This is a genomic window from Streptomyces sp. NPDC007907 (assembly GCF_042959365.1).
Taxonomy (GTDB): Bacteria; Actinomycetota; Actinomycetes; order Streptomycetales; family Streptomycetaceae; genus Streptomyces; species Streptomyces indiaensis.
The window spans coordinates 125,551-140,631 of record NZ_JBIBKR010000008.1 but is presented as its reverse complement, the minus strand read 5'-3'; the positions used below and the strand labels follow the sequence as shown (position 1 = coordinate 140,631).

14 protein-coding genes are annotated in these 15,081 nt (G+C 73.4%); 10 read left to right on the top strand and 4 right to left on the bottom strand.

What is annotated here, in order from left to right; all coding sequences use genetic code 11:
• The first annotated feature begins 97 nt into the window (after positions 1-97).
• Together ACFZDI_RS30195 and ACFZDI_RS30190 are read left to right on the top strand one after the other, a co-directional pair.
• Positions 98-1,555 (top strand): solute carrier family 23 protein, encoded by a 1,458-nt coding sequence (locus tag ACFZDI_RS30195; RefSeq protein ID WP_391254717.1) that lies wholly within the window; start codon positions 98-100, stop codon positions 1,553-1,555.
• Between the two features lie 38 nt (positions 1,556-1,593).
• On the top strand, positions 1,594-2,745 hold the full coding sequence (locus ACFZDI_RS30190) for an XdhC family protein (protein WP_391254715.1): 1,152 nt from the start codon (positions 1,594-1,596) through the stop codon (positions 2,743-2,745).
• A 106-nt stretch (positions 2,746-2,851) separates the two neighbouring features.
• Here ACFZDI_RS30190 and ACFZDI_RS30185 read toward each other — a convergent pair whose 3' ends face one another.
• Positions 2,852-3,292, bottom strand: coding sequence for an SRPBCC family protein (locus ACFZDI_RS30185; protein WP_391254713.1), 441 nt, complete (start codon positions 3,290-3,292; stop codon positions 2,852-2,854).
• 265 nt (positions 3,293-3,557) lie between these two features.
• Between ACFZDI_RS30185 and ACFZDI_RS30180 the strand changes: the two genes are divergently transcribed.
• From ACFZDI_RS30180 to ACFZDI_RS30165, 4 genes are all read left to right on the top strand, one after another.
• The gene (locus tag ACFZDI_RS30180; RefSeq protein ID WP_391254712.1) at positions 3,558-4,139 is read left to right on the top strand and encodes an HAD-IIIA family hydrolase; all 582 of its coding nucleotides are present in this window, start codon (positions 3,558-3,560) and stop codon (positions 4,137-4,139) included.
• Positions 4,140-4,512: 373 nt separating this feature from the next.
• A complete protein-coding gene (locus ACFZDI_RS30175; protein ID WP_391254710.1) occupies positions 4,513-5,490 on the top strand; it encodes a glycosyltransferase family 9 protein in 978 nt (325 codons plus the stop codon).
• Positions 5,487-6,389, top strand: a complete 903-nt coding sequence (locus tag ACFZDI_RS30170; RefSeq protein WP_391254707.1) for a glycosyltransferase — start codon at positions 5,487-5,489, stop codon at positions 6,387-6,389. Before ACFZDI_RS30175 ends, ACFZDI_RS30170 begins: the two co-directional genes overlap by 4 nt.
• On the top strand, positions 6,386-7,282 hold the full coding sequence (locus tag ACFZDI_RS30165) for a glycosyltransferase (protein WP_391254704.1): 897 nt from the start codon (positions 6,386-6,388) through the stop codon (positions 7,280-7,282). Before ACFZDI_RS30170 ends, ACFZDI_RS30165 begins: the two co-directional genes overlap by 4 nt.
• Before the next feature lie 44 nt (positions 7,283-7,326).
• On the opposite strand, the gene ACFZDI_RS30160 is transcribed toward ACFZDI_RS30165, so the two are convergent.
• Complete coding sequence (locus tag ACFZDI_RS30160; protein WP_234850785.1) at positions 7,327-7,647, bottom strand: DUF3040 domain-containing protein; 321 nt, start codon at positions 7,645-7,647, stop codon at positions 7,327-7,329.
• A gap of 115 nt (positions 7,648-7,762) precedes the next feature.
• Positions 7,763-8,671 (bottom strand): polysaccharide pyruvyl transferase family protein, encoded by a 909-nt coding sequence (locus ACFZDI_RS30155; protein ID WP_234850784.1) that lies wholly within the window; start codon positions 8,669-8,671, stop codon positions 7,763-7,765.
• 93 nt (positions 8,672-8,764) lie between these two features.
• On the opposite strand from ACFZDI_RS30155, the gene ACFZDI_RS30150 reads away from it, so the two are divergent.
• The gene (locus tag ACFZDI_RS30150; protein WP_391254701.1) at positions 8,765-9,607 is read left to right on the top strand and encodes a helix-turn-helix domain-containing protein; all 843 of its coding nucleotides are present in this window, start codon (positions 8,765-8,767) and stop codon (positions 9,605-9,607) included.
• A 62-nt stretch (positions 9,608-9,669) separates the two neighbouring features.
• Positions 9,670-10,125: a VOC family protein gene (locus ACFZDI_RS30145; protein WP_234850782.1), complete on the top strand. Its 456-nt coding sequence runs from the start codon at positions 9,670-9,672 to the stop codon at positions 10,123-10,125.
• A gap of 9 nt (positions 10,126-10,134) precedes the next feature.
• Here ACFZDI_RS30145 and ACFZDI_RS30140 read toward each other — a convergent pair whose 3' ends face one another.
• A complete protein-coding gene (locus ACFZDI_RS30140) occupies positions 10,135-11,664 on the bottom strand; it encodes an MFS transporter (RefSeq protein WP_234850787.1) in 1,530 nt (509 codons plus the stop codon).
• Between the two features lie 295 nt (positions 11,665-11,959).
• On the opposite strand from ACFZDI_RS30140, the gene ACFZDI_RS30135 reads away from it, so the two are divergent.
• Positions 11,960-13,516 (top strand): Re/Si-specific NAD(P)(+) transhydrogenase subunit alpha, encoded by a 1,557-nt coding sequence (locus ACFZDI_RS30135; protein ID WP_344369892.1) that lies wholly within the window; start codon positions 11,960-11,962, stop codon positions 13,514-13,516.
• 6 nt (positions 13,517-13,522) lie between these two features.
• Positions 13,523-14,956 carry a Re/Si-specific NAD(P)(+) transhydrogenase subunit beta gene (gene pntB, locus ACFZDI_RS30130; protein WP_234845742.1) on the top strand — a complete coding sequence of 478 codons (1,434 nt, stop codon included), beginning with the start codon at positions 13,523-13,525 and terminating at the stop codon, positions 14,954-14,956.
• Positions 14,957-15,081: the final 125 nt, after the last annotated feature.

Genomic DNA, 15,081 nt, shown 5'->3' with positions numbered 1-15,081 from the left:
CCTGGGGGCTTCGCCCCCCAGGGCCCCTTGTTCGTCTCGGGCCGTCCCCCGGGTCGTGAACATCCCAACCCCCTTTGAAACTTGGGAGACGGCACCCATGACCCAGCAATCACTGGAGCCGAGGACCACAGCCGACGACGCGGGTGAAGGCACCCGCGTCCCGGCCGGACGGTCCTGGCTCGACCGGTACTTCCACATATCCCACAGAGGGTCCACGGTCGCCCGTGAAGTGCGCGGCGGCATCACGACCTTCATGGCGATGGCGTACATCCTCCTGCTCAACCCCCTGATCCTGTCCGGCAAGGACGCGGCCGGGGCCACGCTCGCCCAGCCTGCCCTGATCACCGCCACCGCGTTCGCGGCGGCCTTCACCACCCTGCTGATGGGCTTCGTCGGCAAGGTGCCCCTGGCCCTCGCCGCCGGCCTCTCGGTCTCCGGAGTCCTCGCCTCCCAGGTCGCGCCCGAGATGACCTGGCCCCAGGCGATGGGCATGTGCGTGATGTACGGCGTGATCATCATGCTGCTGGTCGTCACCGGCCTGCGCGAGATGATCATGAACGCGATCCCGCTCGCGCTCAAGCACGGCATCACCATGGGCATCGGCCTGTTCATCGCCCTCATCGGTTTCTACAAGTCGGGCTTCGTGCACCAGGGCAAGGCCACGCCGCTCGCACTGGGTCCGGCGGGCGAACTGGCCGGCTGGCCCGTGCTGCTGTTCGCCGGGACCCTGCTGCTGATCTTCATGCTCCAGGCCCGGAACATCCCGGGCGCCATCCTCATCGGCATCGTCAGCGGCACGGTCGTCGCGGCGATCCTGAACGCGGCGGGTGTCATCGCCCCCCGGCAGTGGGCGGGCGGCGCACCCGAACTGCACGGCAGCGCGGTGTCCATGCCCGACTTCTCGCTCTTCGGGGACGTGCGGTTCGGCGGCTGGGGCGAGGTCGGCGCGATGACGGTCGGGATGATCGTCTTCACGCTCGTGCTCGCCGGGTTCTTCGACGCGATGGCCACCATCATCGGTGTCGGCACCGAGGCCAAGCTCGCCGACGACAAGGGCCGCATGCCGGGCCTGTCCAAGGCGCTGTTCATCGACGGGGCCGGCGGCGCGATCGGAGGCGTGTCCGGCGGTTCCGGCCAGACGGTGTTCATCGAGTCGGCCACCGGCGTCGGCGAGGGCGCCCGCACCGGTCTGGCCTCCGTGGTCACGGGTCTGTTCTTCGCGGCCTGCCTGTTCTTCACCCCGCTCACGGCGATCGTGCCGCAGGAGGTCGCGTCCGCCGCCCTGGTCGTCATCGGCGCCATGATGCTGATGAACGCCCGGCACGTGGACTGGGCCGACCGGGCCACCGCCATCCCGGTGTTCCTCACGGTCGTGCTGATGCCGTTCACGTACACCATCACCACCGGCGTGGCCGCGGGCGTCATCTCCTACGTCGCCATCAAGTTCGCCCAGGGCAAGTGGCGCGAGATCGGCGCCTTCATGTGGATCCTCACGGCGGTGTTCGTCGTCTACTTCGCCCTCAACCCGATCGAGAGCTGGCTGGGCGTCCACTGACAGCCCCGCCCGCCGCAACCCCAAGGAGACCGAGACAGATGCTGGACATCGCCGAGGAGCTGAACCGGTGGGTCGAGCAGGGCCGTGACTTCGCCGTCGCCACCGTGGTGGCCGTCGGCGGCAGCGCGCCCCGCCAGCCCGGCGCCGCGCTCGCGGTGGACACCGAGGGCACGGCGATCGGCTCGGTCTCCGGCGGCTGCGTGGAGGGCGCGGTCTACGCACTGTGCGAGCAGGCGCTGCGGGACGGCGAAACCGTCCTGGAGCGCTTCGGCTACAGCGACGACGACGCCTTTGCCGTGGGTCTCACCTGCGGCGGCGTCATCGACATCCTGGTCACCCCGGTGCGGGCCGGCGATCCGGTCCGCCCGGTGGTCGCGTCCACGCTCGCCGCCGCCGCCCGAGGGGAGGCGGCGGCGGTGGCGCGGATCGTGTCGGGCCCGCGCGAACTGACGGGCCGCGCGCTGCTGGTCCGCCCCGACGGGTCCCGCGAGGGCGGCTTCGGCGCCCATCCGGAACTCGACCGCACGGTCGCCGCCGAGGCCGGGGCCTTCCTGGACGCCGGGCGCACCGGCACCCTGGAGATCGGCGAGCAGGGCTCGCGCTGCGGGGCGCCCCTCACGGTCCTGGTCGAGTCCTCGGTCCCCGCACCCCGCATGATCGTCTTCGGGGCGATCGACTTCGCCTCCGCCCTGGTCCGCATGGGCAAGTTCCTCGGCTACCACGTCACGGTGTGCGACGCGCGCCCCGTCTTCGCGACCCGGACGCGCTTCCCGGACGCCGACGAGATCGTCGTCGACTGGCCCCACCGCTACCTGGAAGGCACCGACGTCGACGCCCGCACGGTCCTGTGCGTCCTGACCCACGACGCCAAGTTCGACGTGCCCCTGCTCAAGCTGGCGCTGCGTCTGCCGGTGGCGTACGTCGGAGCCATGGGCTCGCGGCGCACCCACCTGGACCGCAACACCCGGCTGCGCGACGTCGGCGTCACCGAACTGGAGCTGAGCCGGCTGCACTCGCCGATCGGCCTGGACCTCGGGGCCCGTACGCCCGAGGAGACGGCCCTGTCGATCGCGTCGGAGATCGTCGCCGGCCGGCGGGGCGGCAGCGGGGTCTCCCTGACCGGGGCGCACACACCGATCCACCACGAGCCGGGCTCGGGAACGGTCGGGCGGATCGGGTCGGTGGCCTGACCCGGGGCCGGCGTGTCGAGCCCTGTCCGAGCAGGCGGTTCGGGGCGTCCTGAGCGGGCGGTTCAGGGCACCCTGAGCAGGTGGTTCAGGAGTTCGAGCACGCGGTTCACGAATGCCGGAGGAGCTGGTTCAGGGCCCGTCCGAACACATACCGCGAGGAGTGCCGCACGACGCCGTCGAAGAGCGACGGCAGGAACCGGACGCGGATCTCCTCCCGCCAGACCACCCGGGTACGGCCCCCCGGCCCGGGCCGCACCTCGAGTTCGGCCCACCCCAGCACCACACGGCCCCGCTTCTCCAGCCGGCACCTCCCCGCCGATCCGTCGACGGGCGGCTGCCACACCGTGACCTCCATGGGGTCGTCGAAGCCCAGCGGTCCGGCGCCCGAGCGGGCCACGACGAGGGTCCCCTCGCGTGTCGGCCCGGGCGGCACGACCCTGACCACCGTCAGCGGCACCGCGTCACCGTGCCGCTGCCAGCGGGTGATCCGCCGCCACGCCTCGTCGAGGGGGAGCGGGGCCGTGCGTTCGAGCAGGATGTTCGCCACGCTCCGATCGTAGGGAACCCACGCGGCGTGAGCGGTACACCTCGCCCGGCGCGCGCGGCAGTCGACGGCGCCCGAGCGAGCCGGCCGCACGCCGGTCGCCGGGCGGTCGGAGAGGGCATGCCGGGAGCACGCACGCGTGTGTACGCGCGATTCATAGTCACCGAGGTGTCCCTCGACGGGCCTGGCCTGGTGTTTGAGGGAGCCGTACCGCGGCACTCGCCAGCACGGCAGTCCGCGTACACGCCTGGCAGGAGGAGGCCACCCCGTGAGCCCGGTGAAGGCCGTGCTGTTCGACCGTGACGGCACACTCGTCGAGGACGTCCCGGACCACGCCGCCCCCGATCGGGTGCGTCCCGCCGAGGGCGCTCGCGAGGCGCTCGCGCTGCTGCGGGGGCGCGGCATCCGCACCGGTGTCCTCACCGACCAGCCGGGTGTCGCGGGTGGGCTGCTCACCGACGCCGATGTGCGCCGGGTCAACCACCGTGTGGACGAACTCCTCGGTCCCTTCGACGTGTTCGCCGTCTGTCCGCACGGCCCCGACGACGGCTGTCACTGCCGCAGGCCGCAGTCCGGCATGCTGCTGTGGGCGGGCGGCCGGATCTGCGCCGGACCCGCCGAGCTCGCCGTCATCGGCTCCACCGCGGCGGACGCCGAGGCCGCCCGCCGGGCGGGCGCCCATGGCATCCTCGTCCCGAACGGACGCACCCGCCCGGAGGAGACCACCCGGGCCGACCACGTCGCCCCGGACCTGCTCACCGCGGCCCGGGCGCTGCTGGACGGACCACCGAAGGGCCGGGTCCTCGCCGACGAACGCCCCATCCAGCATGCATTCAGGACCGGCCCGTGACCGGGGAGCGCGGGTGACGGCCTGTTCATGTCCGGCCAGTGACCAGTGTGTAGGGGCCGCGGCCCCTACATGACCGGCCCGTGACCGGGGCACGGATGACGGCCCTGAATGTCCGGCCAGTGACCGGTGGGCATGGGTCACGGCCCGTTTCACGACCGGCCAGTGACCGGTGTGTACGGGCCGCGGCCCGTACATGACCGACCCGTGGCCGTGCGCGCACCGTGACGGCTGCGGCCACATCGGGAAGCCGGGGCGGCCCCGCGGTCGGTGCCGGGGAGCCGTCGCTCACAGTGGGCCCGCGGAAGGTGCCGCACGGCACCCGATGAGCGTGTCTTCGGCGGCGGGGCCGGGGCGGGCGCGGCAGGCTGCTGGCATGACCTCGGACCAGGCGGCGCGGCCCGCCCGCCCCCGTCTCCTCGTCCTGCGCGCCCTCGGGCTCGGGGACCTGCTCGCCGGCGTCCCCGCCCTGCGCGCGCTGCGGCGGGCCCACCCGGACCACGAGCTGGTACTGGCGGCCCCCGCCGAGCTGGCGCCGGTCGCGCGGGCGACGGGAGCCGTCGACCGGCTGCTGCCCGCCTGCGCGCCGGGCCGCGAGGTCCCGCGCTCCCTCGACTGGAGCGGCCCGCCACCGGACGTCGCCGTCGACCTGCACGGCAACGGACCGCTCAGCCACCGGCTGCTGGCGGAGCTGCGCCCGGCGAGGCTGCTCGCCTTCGCCCACCCGGACACGCCGGAGATCGACGGACCGCCCTGGTACGCCGAGGAACACGAACGCGACCGCTGGTGCCGGCTGCTGCGCTGGTACGGCGTCGACGCCGACCCGCGCGACCTGCGCCTGCCCCCACCGCAGACCGCCTCGCCGGCACCCGGCGCGGCCGTCCTGCACCCCGGCGCCGGGTCGCCGGCCCGCTGCTGGCCCGTCGAGCGCTACGCGGCCGTCGCTGCCGGGCTGCGCGCCCGGGGCCTGCGGGTGGTCGTCACGGGGGGCGCCGACGAGGGCGACCTCGTGGCGCGGCTCGCCAAGCAGGCGGACCTGGCCGACACGGACGTGTTCGGCGACGGCCTGCCCTTCGGGCGGCTGTCCGCCCTCGTCGCCGCCGCGTCCTGCGTGATCAGCGGCGACACCGGCATCGCCCACCTCGCCGCCGCCCACGGCACGCCGTCCGTCACGCTGTTCGGGCCGGTCGCGCCCAGTCGCTGGGGCCCGCCACCCGATCCCCGCCACCGCGCGCTCTGGTACGGCCCGGAAGGCGACCCGCACGGCCGCCGCCCCGACCCCGCCCTGCTGCGCATCACGCCCGACGACGTGCTCCGGGCCCACAGGGAACTGCCAGGAATCGCAAGGTCGTGAGCGGGCACCCGGCCACGGTGGACGTCCAGCAGCCGGAGGCGTGCCGGGTCGGCATCGTCATCGCGACCCGCAGCCGCTGCGCGGCCCTCGCCGGGAGCCTCGCCCAGCTGCTCGCCCTCCCGGAGCGGCCCCGCGTCCTCGTCGTGGACAACGCCTCCACCGACGGTACGCGCATGATGCTCGCCCGGGACTTCCCCGAGGTGCGCCTGCTGGCCCTGCCGCTCAACCAAGGGGCCCTCGCCCGTACCCAGGGCGCCCGCCTCCTGGACACCCCCTACGTGGCCTTCAGCGACGACGACTCCTGGTGGGCGCCCGGCGCGCTGAGCCGGGCGGCACAGCTGATGGACGCGCACCCTCGGCTCGGCCTGATCGCCGCCCGCACGCTCGTCGGCCCCGCCGCCCGCCCCGACCCGCTCAACGAGGTCCTCGCCGGCTCCCCCCTCGGCCCGGCCGCCGACCTGCCCGGCACCCAGGTCCTGGGCTTCCTCGCCTGCGCCTCGGTGGTCCGCCGCAACGCCTACCTCGAGGCGGGCGGCTTCCACCGGCTGCTGTTCTTCGGCGGCGAGGAGACCCTCCTCGCCTACGACCTGGCCGCCCGCGGCTGGGGCGTCAGCCACTGCCCGGACGTCGTCGCCCACCACCACCCGGCGACCGGGCCCCGCACCGGCCGCCCGGTCGTCCAGCGCCGCAACGAAGTCCTCACCGCCTGGCTGCGCCGCCCGGTGCCGTACGCGCTCGCCCGCACCCGGGCCCTCGCCGCCGAGGCCCGCCACGACGAGCGCGCCCGGCAGGCCCTGCGTGCCACGCTCGTCCGGCTGCCGGCCGCCCTTCGCGCACGTCGGCCCCTGCCCCCGCGCGTGGAGCGGGCCGCGCGCCTGCTGGAGGAAGTGGCCGCATGACCGACCCCCGCACCACCGTCGTCGTCATCACCCACAACCGGCGCCGCGAACTGCTGCGCACCCTTGACCACCTCGCCCTGCTGCCGGAGCGCCCACCGGTGACGGTCACCGACAACGGCTCGGCCGACGGCACCGCCGAGGCCGTGGCCCGCCACCACCCGCAGGTCCGGCTGCTGCGGCCGGGCCGCAACCTCGGCGCCGTCGGTCGCAACCTCGCCATCCGGCAGGTCGGCACACCGTACGTCGCCTTCTGCGACGACGACTCCTGGTGGGCCCCCGGTTCCCTGGCCGGCGCCGCGGACCTGCTCGACGAGCACCCGGGCCTCGGCACGGTCACGGGCCGCATCGTCGTCGAGCCGGACGGCGTCGACGACCCCATCGTCGAGGAGCTGCGCCACTCACCCGTCCCCGGGCCGCCCTGGCTGCCCGGACCGGCCCTCGGCTCGTTCCTGGCCGCCGCGACCGTGCTGCGCACCGCTGCCTTCCGGGCCGCTGGCGGTTTCCACCCGCGGCTGTGGCTGGGCGGCGAGGAGGAGCTGCTCGCCGCGGACCTGGCGGCCGCGGGGTGGTGGCTGACGTACGCGGACCACCTGACGGTGCACCACCACGCCTCGGTGGCGCGCGATGCGACCCTGCGCCGCACCCACGGCATCCGCAACACCCTGTGGTTCACCTGGCTGCGCAGGCCTGCCGGTCCCGCCCTGCGCCGGACGGTGAACCTGGCCCGCACGGTCCCGCGGGACGTGGCCTCGCTGCGCGGCTTCGCCGAGGCCGCCGCCGCGCTGCCCTGGGTGCTGCGCGAACGCCGGGTCCTGCCCCACGAGGTCGAGTCCCGCCTGCGCCTGCTGGAGCCCGCGCAGCGCGCCTCCAAGGCCCGGCGCTACACAGGCTGAACCCGCAGCGCTGCGGGTCCTGGTGTCGAAGGGCGTGGGGCCGGTCAGCCGCCGCACCAGCGGCACATGAGCCGGAACGCGGAGAACAGCGTCAGCGGCCACAGCACGGCGAAGGCCCAGATCACACCCGGTTCGGAGGTGACGATGCCGGCCACCATGAGGGCCACCGACACCGCCAGCAGCAACAGGACGCTCCACCCGCGGGGGCGGTAGGAGCCGACACGGGCCAGGATCCGGGCGGGGTCGGGACGGCGGCCCAGCTGCCCGGTGCGCATCCGGCGGTCCAGGCGGCGGTCGCGGCGCAGGATGCGTTCCATCTCGTCGAGGATGCGCTGTTCGTTCTCGGGAAGTCGGCCGATGGACACGGGCTTTCTCCCTCCGGACGGCCGGACCGTCGCCTCCCGGGAACGTGCCGCGGGACGTGGGGGCGGGGGACGTGCGACGGGGGACGTACAGCGGGTGCCCCGGGAGTCCCGGGATCTAACCGGGCACGGGCCGGGCCAGTGCCTCGACGAGCCGGTCCGCGCTGTCCGGCGCCGCGCCCTCCCGGAACCCGTCACGGACCTGCCGTGCGGCCACCCGCCCGCCGGTCAGGCACCAGTCCCACCAGCGGTCCAACTGCCGCACGTCCAGCCGCTCGGCGGACACCAGCGCGGGCCAGCCACAGGCCCGGGCCTGCGCGCTGAGTTTGGCCCCGCCCTCCACCGGGTCCACGGCCAGTACCGGTGTGCCGACCCGCAGGGCGATGACCAGCCCGTGCAGCCGGTCGGTGACGACCAGGTCCAGCCGGGCCAGGACGGACTGCACTTGGGCGGGCGTGGCACTGAGGTGCCAGTCGTGGGTGTCCAGCCGGGTCTCCAGCTCCAGCCGGGCGCAGTCCTTGGCGGCCAGCCAGCGCGTCACCTCCTCGGCGACCTGACCGTGCCGCCGCAACGCCCCGTACTCGTGCTGGCCGTGGGTGAGGATCACGCCGACCACCGGCCGCGCCGGCACCTGCGGGGCGCGGGCCGCCAGGTCCTCCACCGGCTCGCGGTCCGGCGCGTCCCGGGGCAGCACCCGGTGGAAGCCGGTCACCGCCGGGCCGTCCGGGTCGATCACCGAGATGCCCACCGCGATCCGCACGCAGTGCGCGAACCGCCGGTGCAGCTCCTCCACCTGCGGTCCGTACAGCGGACCGCAGACGAACACCAGGTGCGTGTAGTCCGCGGCCCGCAGCCGGTCCAGATGCAGCGCCTCCGGCCTGAAGCCCGGGCTCCAGGCGATGTCGTACGGGATGCCCGTGCCCCGCAGGACGTCCTCCACCCTGCCCAGGGCGAGGACGTCCCCGGCGGTCGCCTCCCCGTCGGGAAAGCTGAACCATCCGGTCAGCAGCACTCTGCGCGGTCGCATGCCCTCTTGTGTCTGCACACGCCCTGAGTGCCCCGCCCGCCACCAGAGCATTCGGGACAAAACGTAAAACGCACACCACCGTACGCTGGGCACATGCCCCTCATGCCGCAGCGGACGCCGGTCTCCCTCACGGTCCGGCCGTCGTGGCCCGCCCTGGCTCCACTGATCGGGGCGATGGGCTACGCCGAGGGCCGTTTCGCGCACACCGCCGAACTGGCCCTGCCGACGGGCGCGGCGCAACTGCTGGTGAACCTCGACCGGGACGCCCTCATCTGCACACCGCTGTGCGGCGCCGGGCGCAGCACCGGTGGCGCTGCCGTGCACGGGCCGTGCACCGGGCCGTCCGTGATCGACCCGACGCAGCAGCGCGCCGTCGTCTGGGTGGCCTTCCGCCCCGCGGGACTGAGCCCCTTCCTGCCCGTCCCCGTCTGCGAGGTGCGCGACGAACTGGCCGGACTCGGCGAACTGTGGGGCGGCGACGGCGCGATACTGCGCGAGCGGCTGCTGGAGGCCGTGGCGGCCGGGGGCCCGGAGGCCGCGCTGCGGATGCTGGAAACGGCCCTGCTGGAGCAGGCGCGGCGCCCCCTGGAGCCCGACTCGGCGGTCCGTCTCGCCGCCACGCTGCTCGAACGTGGCACGCCTGTCGCCGAGGTCGCCGACCGGCTGGGCTGGACCGCCAGGCGACTGGCGCGCCGGTGCACCGACCAGCTGGGCCTCGCGCCCAAGCGGTACGCCCGTGTCCGGCGCTTCCAGCGGCTGCTGCGCCGCGTGAACGCCGGGCACGGGCCGCCGGACTGGGCGGCCCTGGCCGCTGACTGCGGCTACCACGACCAGGCGCATCTGATCCACGAGTTCCGCGCGCTGGCCGGTATCACGCCGAGCGCCTACACCCCGCGCTCGCCGGAGGAGGGCAACCACGTACCGCTTCCCGGGTGAGGGGCGCGGGGACGGCCGTTTTCTACAATCCACGGCCCCTGCGCGCACGTCACGGTGAAGGCATGACGAACGCAAGCGGCAAGCCCGCCCTCACCCGGCTCTACGCCCGGCTCGTGGTCTCCGACGGGCCGCGGGCCGTCGACTTCTACCGCACCGCGCTCGGAGCCGAGGAGATCGAGCGGTACACCGGCCCCGGGGGCCGCATCGTGCACGCCATGCTGCGGCTCGGCGACGCGCTGATCGCCGTCAAGGACGCCGGCGACGGCGACCCGGCGCCGCCCGCTCTCGGCGGCTCCCCGGTGATCCTGGCGCTCGACGTGTCCGACGCCGACGCCGTCGCCGAGGCCATGCTGCGCGCCGGGGCGACGGTGGTGCATCCGGTCGCCGACCAGCACTACGGGCAGCGCGGCGGCCGCCTCGCCGACCCGTTCGGCCACCTCTGGATGATCTCCCAGACCATCGAGGAGCTGACGCCGGAACAGATCCAGCGGCGCACGGACGAGTCGTTCACATCCTGACGGGCTCCGTCAGCGCGCCTGTGCCACCGGCTCCTGCACCTTCGCGTTCGAGTCGACCTTGCCGCCCGGATGCCGCAGGGCGCACAGGAAGGCGATGCCCAGCGCGATGGCCATGCCGTAGAACACCCACTGGTTGGCCTCCGCGAAGTCCATGCGGATCGCCGACATCGCGTCCCGGGTCGCCTCGGCGGCGGGCCCGGTGCCGGTGGGCGGCTGGGCGTCGCCGTTGCCCGTGACCGACTCGGTGACGTCGCGCGCCACGCTCTCGGCCGTCCCGGAGGGCACGCCCCGGGATTCCAGGGTGCCCGTCACGTTGTCGGTCGTGACGTGCGTCAGGATCGTGCCGAAGATCGCCATGCCCACGCTGGCCGCGAAGTTGCGCACCGTCTGGGTGATGCCGGTGACCTCGCCGTAGGAGGCGCCGATGGCCCGGTTCACCGCGTCCGTCGACGCCGGCGCCAGGATGAAGCCGATGCCGGCCCCGGCCAGCGCCGCGTAGAGCCACTGGTCGTGCATGGTCAGGTTGGTGAGTTCGCCCGCCCACAGCGCGAACCCGACGGCGCCCACCACCCCGCCCATTTTCAGGGCCGGCCGCGCGCCCTTCTTGTCGAGGATCCGGCCGCCCCACTGGGAGGCGATCGCGAAACCCACGAAGAAGTACAGCAGGAACAGCGCCGCCTGGTTCGGCGAGGCGCTCAGCGACACCTGCGCGTAGACGGAGGCGAAGAAGAACACCGGGACGAACGCGAGCATCGAGAAGAACAGCACCAGGGCGTCCACGCTGAACGCCTTGTCGCGGAAGACCCGCAGATCGATCAGCGGGTGCTCCACCCCGCGTTCGTAGCGGACGAACCCGGCCAGCACCGCGAGGCCGCCCAGGATGCACAGCCAGGTCGCCCAGCTGTCCCAGCCCCAGGAGAACGCCTGCTGGAAGCCGAGGACGCTCAGGCCCATGCCGATGGCGATGAGGACGGCACCCGGCACGTCCAGCGTGCCGGACCGCCGCCGGTCGGGGATGTGCGCCAGGGCCGTCAGCACCAGCGCCACGACCGCCACCGGGACGTTGACCCAGAACACGGCCCGCCAGGTCCAGCTGGTCAGCCAGCCGCCCAGGAGAGGTCCGACGGCGGTCAGCGCACCGGTGACACCGAAGAACAGGGCCAGGGCGCGGCCGCGCCGCTCGACCGGGAAGACGGCCACCACCACGGCCAGGGCCGCGGGGAACAGCAGCGCCGCCCCCAGCCCCTGGGTGGCCCGGAAGATGATCAGCCATGCCTGGGCGGCGCCGCCCTCGGGGACGCAGCCGCACAGCACGGACGACACGACGAACACCACGGTGCCGATGACGACGACCCGGCGCGGTCCGTACAGGTCCGCGAGCCGTCCGCCGAGCGCGAAGAACGCCGCCAGGGCCAGCAGGTAGGAGTTGACCACCCACTGCATCCCGGAGGACGACAGGCCCAGCTCGCGGACGATGTCCGGAGCAGCGATCGACACGATGGTCTGGTCGATGAACGTCATGACGACGGCGAACATCATCGCCGCCAGCGCCAGCGTCTGCTGTGGCGCGGTTCGGGAGGGGGACGCGGACCCGCGTCCCGGGCGCACGTTGCTCACCAGCCCAGTCTGCTCCCACGGGAAACATGCCGCATCACGGGGCATCTGCCGCCTCTGGCGCCACGGCAATACCGCCGAACGGGCCTTTCGGCAACCCCTCGGTCGTGTGAGGACGGCCTCCCCGGCCGTGTGACGGTGGTCCGCCACGGATACCGCGTCGACCGTGCAGGATGCGGGCACCAAGGAGGACAAGCAGATAGACGAGGAGAGGCAGACGATGGTTCCAGCGGAAGCTGAACCCCAGAGGATCGGCATTCCGGCCGAATCCGCTGCGGGCGAGACCAGGGTGGCGGCCACACCGGCCACCGTGGGCAGACTCGTCGCGCTCGGGTACGAGGTGGTGGTCGAACCGGAGGCGGGGGCCTCGTCCCGCTTCTCCGACGCGGCCTACGAGGAGGCGGGGGCCCGCCTCGGCGACCCCTGGCAGGCGGAGATCGTGCTCAAGGTCAACGGCCCCTCCAGCGAGGAGATCGGCCGGCTGCGCGACGGGGCGACCCTGGTCGCGCTGATCAGCCCCGCGTTCAACCCGGAGCTGGTCGAGGAGCTGGCCCGGCGGCCCATCACCGTGCTCGCCATGGACGCCGTGCCGCGCATCTCGCGTGCCCAGTCCCTGGACGTCCTCAGCTCGATGGCGAACATCGCCGGCTACCGGGCCGTGGTCGAGGCCGCGCACGCCTTCGGCCGGTTCTTCACCGGCCAGGTGACCGCCGCCGGCAAGGTGCCGCCCGCCAAGGTCCTGGTGGCCGGGGCCGGAGTGGCCGGCCTCGCGGCCATCGGCGCCGCCCGCAGCCTCGGCGCGGTGGTCCGTGCCACCGACCCCAGGCCCGAGGTCGCCGAGCAGGTCCGCTCGCTGGGCGGGGAGTTCCTGTCCGTCGCGACCGAGCAGGAGGTGAGCACCGACGGCTACGCGAAGGCCACCTCGGAGGACTACAACCGGCTCGCCGCGCAGCTGTACGCCGAGCAGGCCGCCGACGTCGACATCATCATCACCACCGCGCTCATCCCGGGCCGCCCGGCGCCGCGGCTGATCACCGCCGAGGACGTCGCGCGCATGAAGCCCGGCAGCGTCATCGTCGACATGGCGGCCGCCCAGGGCGGCAACGTCGAGGGGACGGTCGCCGGGAAGGCCGTCGTCACCGACAACGACGTGACGATCATCGGCTACACCGACCTGCCCGGCAGGCTCCCCGCCCAGGCCTCGCAGCTGTACGGCACCAACCTCGTCAACCTGATGAAACTGCTCACGCCGGGCAAGGACGGCCGGCTCGTCCTCGACTTCGACGACGTGGTGCAGCGGTCGATGACCGTGGTCCGCGAGGGCGAGAAGACCTGGCCGCCGCCCCCGGTCCAGGTGTCCGCCGCCCCCGCCCCGGCCGCGGCCAAGGAGCCGGAACCGGCCGCCTCCGGGACACCGGCGAAGCCCGCCCGCCCCGCCTGGTCCTCCTACGCCCTCGTCGGCGCGGGAGCCCTCGCGCTGTTCCTGGTCACGGCCTTCTCCCCGAGCGAACTGCTCGGCCACTTCACGGTGTTCGTCCTGGCGATCGTCATCGGCTTCTACGTCATCGGCAATGTGCACCACGCGCTGCACACCCCGCTGATGTCGGTCACCAACGCCATCTCCGGCATCGTCGTGGTCGGCGCGCTGCTGCAGATCGGGCAGGGCGACACCGCCGTCACCGTGCTGTCGTTCGCCGCGATCCTGCTGGCGAGCATCAACATCTTCGGCGGATTCGCCGTGACCCGCCGCATGCTCGGCATGTTCTCGAAGGGCTGATCAGGGATGACCACAGACACGGCCGCACAGGCCGCCTACGTCGTCGCGGCGCTGCTGTTCATCCTCAGCCTCGCCGGCCTCTCCCAGCACAAGACGTCCCGTTCCGGAGTCGTCTGGGGCATCGCGGGGATGGTCGTGGCCCTGGCCGCCACGGTCGGGCTCGCCTCCCGCAGCATCTCCGCGACCGGGCTGGTGCTGATCGTCGTCGCCACGGCGCTCGGCGCGGGCATCGGCCTGTGGCGGGCCCGGGTCGTCGAGATGACCGGCATGCCCGAGCTCATCGCCATCATGCACAGCCTGGTCGGTCTCGCCGCCACGTTCGTCGGCTGGAACGGCTACCTCGACGTCGACGCCGAGCTGTCCGGCTCGCTCCTGGGCATCCATCACGCCGAGGTGTTCATCGGGGTGTTCATCGGCGCGGTCACCTTCACGGGTTCCGTCGTCGCGTACCTGAAGCTCTCGGCCCGCATCAACTCCCGCCCGCTGACACTGCCCGGCAAGCACGTCCTCAACATCGGCGCGCTGGTCGCCTTCGTGGGGCTGACCATCGCGTTCGTGGCCCGCCCGAGCATGGGGCTGCTCATCGCGGTCACCGTGATCGCGCTCGCCCTCGGCGCGCACCTGGTCGCCTCGATCGGCGGCGGTGACATGCCGGTCGTGGTCTCCATGCTGAACAGCTACTCCGGCTGGGCCGCCGCCGCTTCGGGCTTCCTGCTCGCCAACAACCTGCTCATCGTCACCGGTGCGCTGGTCGGCTCCTCCGGTGCCTACCTGTCGTACATCATGTGCAAGGCGATGAACCGCTCCTTCATCTCGGTGATCGCGGGCGGCTTCGGCACCCCGGCGGCCACCGCCGACGAGGGCGAGCAGGGCGAGCACCGGGAGATCAGCGCCGAGGAGACCGCGGAACTCCTCGGCAACGCCACCTCGGTCATCATCACGCCCGGCTACGGCATGGCCGTCGCCCAGGCGCAGTACCCGGTCGCCGAACTGGCGCGCAAACTGCGCGACCGGGGCGTGGAGGTGCGCTTCGGCATCCACCCCGTCGCCGGCCGGCTGCCCGGGCACATGAACGTGCTGCTCGCCGAGGCCAACGTGCCGTACGACATCGTCCTGGAGATGGACGAGATCAACGACGACTTCGCCGCCACCTCGGTCGTGCTGGTCATCGGCGCCAACGACACGGTCAACCCGGCCGCCACCGACAACCCGTCGAGCCCCATCGCCGGCATGCCGGTGCTGCACGTGTGGGAAGCGGCGAACGTCGTCGTCTTCAAGCGGTCCATGGCCGCCGGTTACGCGGGTGTGCAGAACCCTCTGTTCTTCCGCGAGAACACGCAGATGCTGTTCGGCGACGCCCGGCAGCGTGTGGAGGACATCCTGCGCGGGCTGGACTCCCTGGACGCACCGGTCCCGGAGATGGCCGGCACGTCACGCTGAGCGCGGCCTCCCGGCATCTCAGACTGACGCGGTGCCCCGCCGGAACGGTCCGGCGGGGCACCGGCGTCCCTGGGGTGCGGTCGGCCCGGTACCGGCGTTGACTGGTGAAGAGGGCATCACGACAC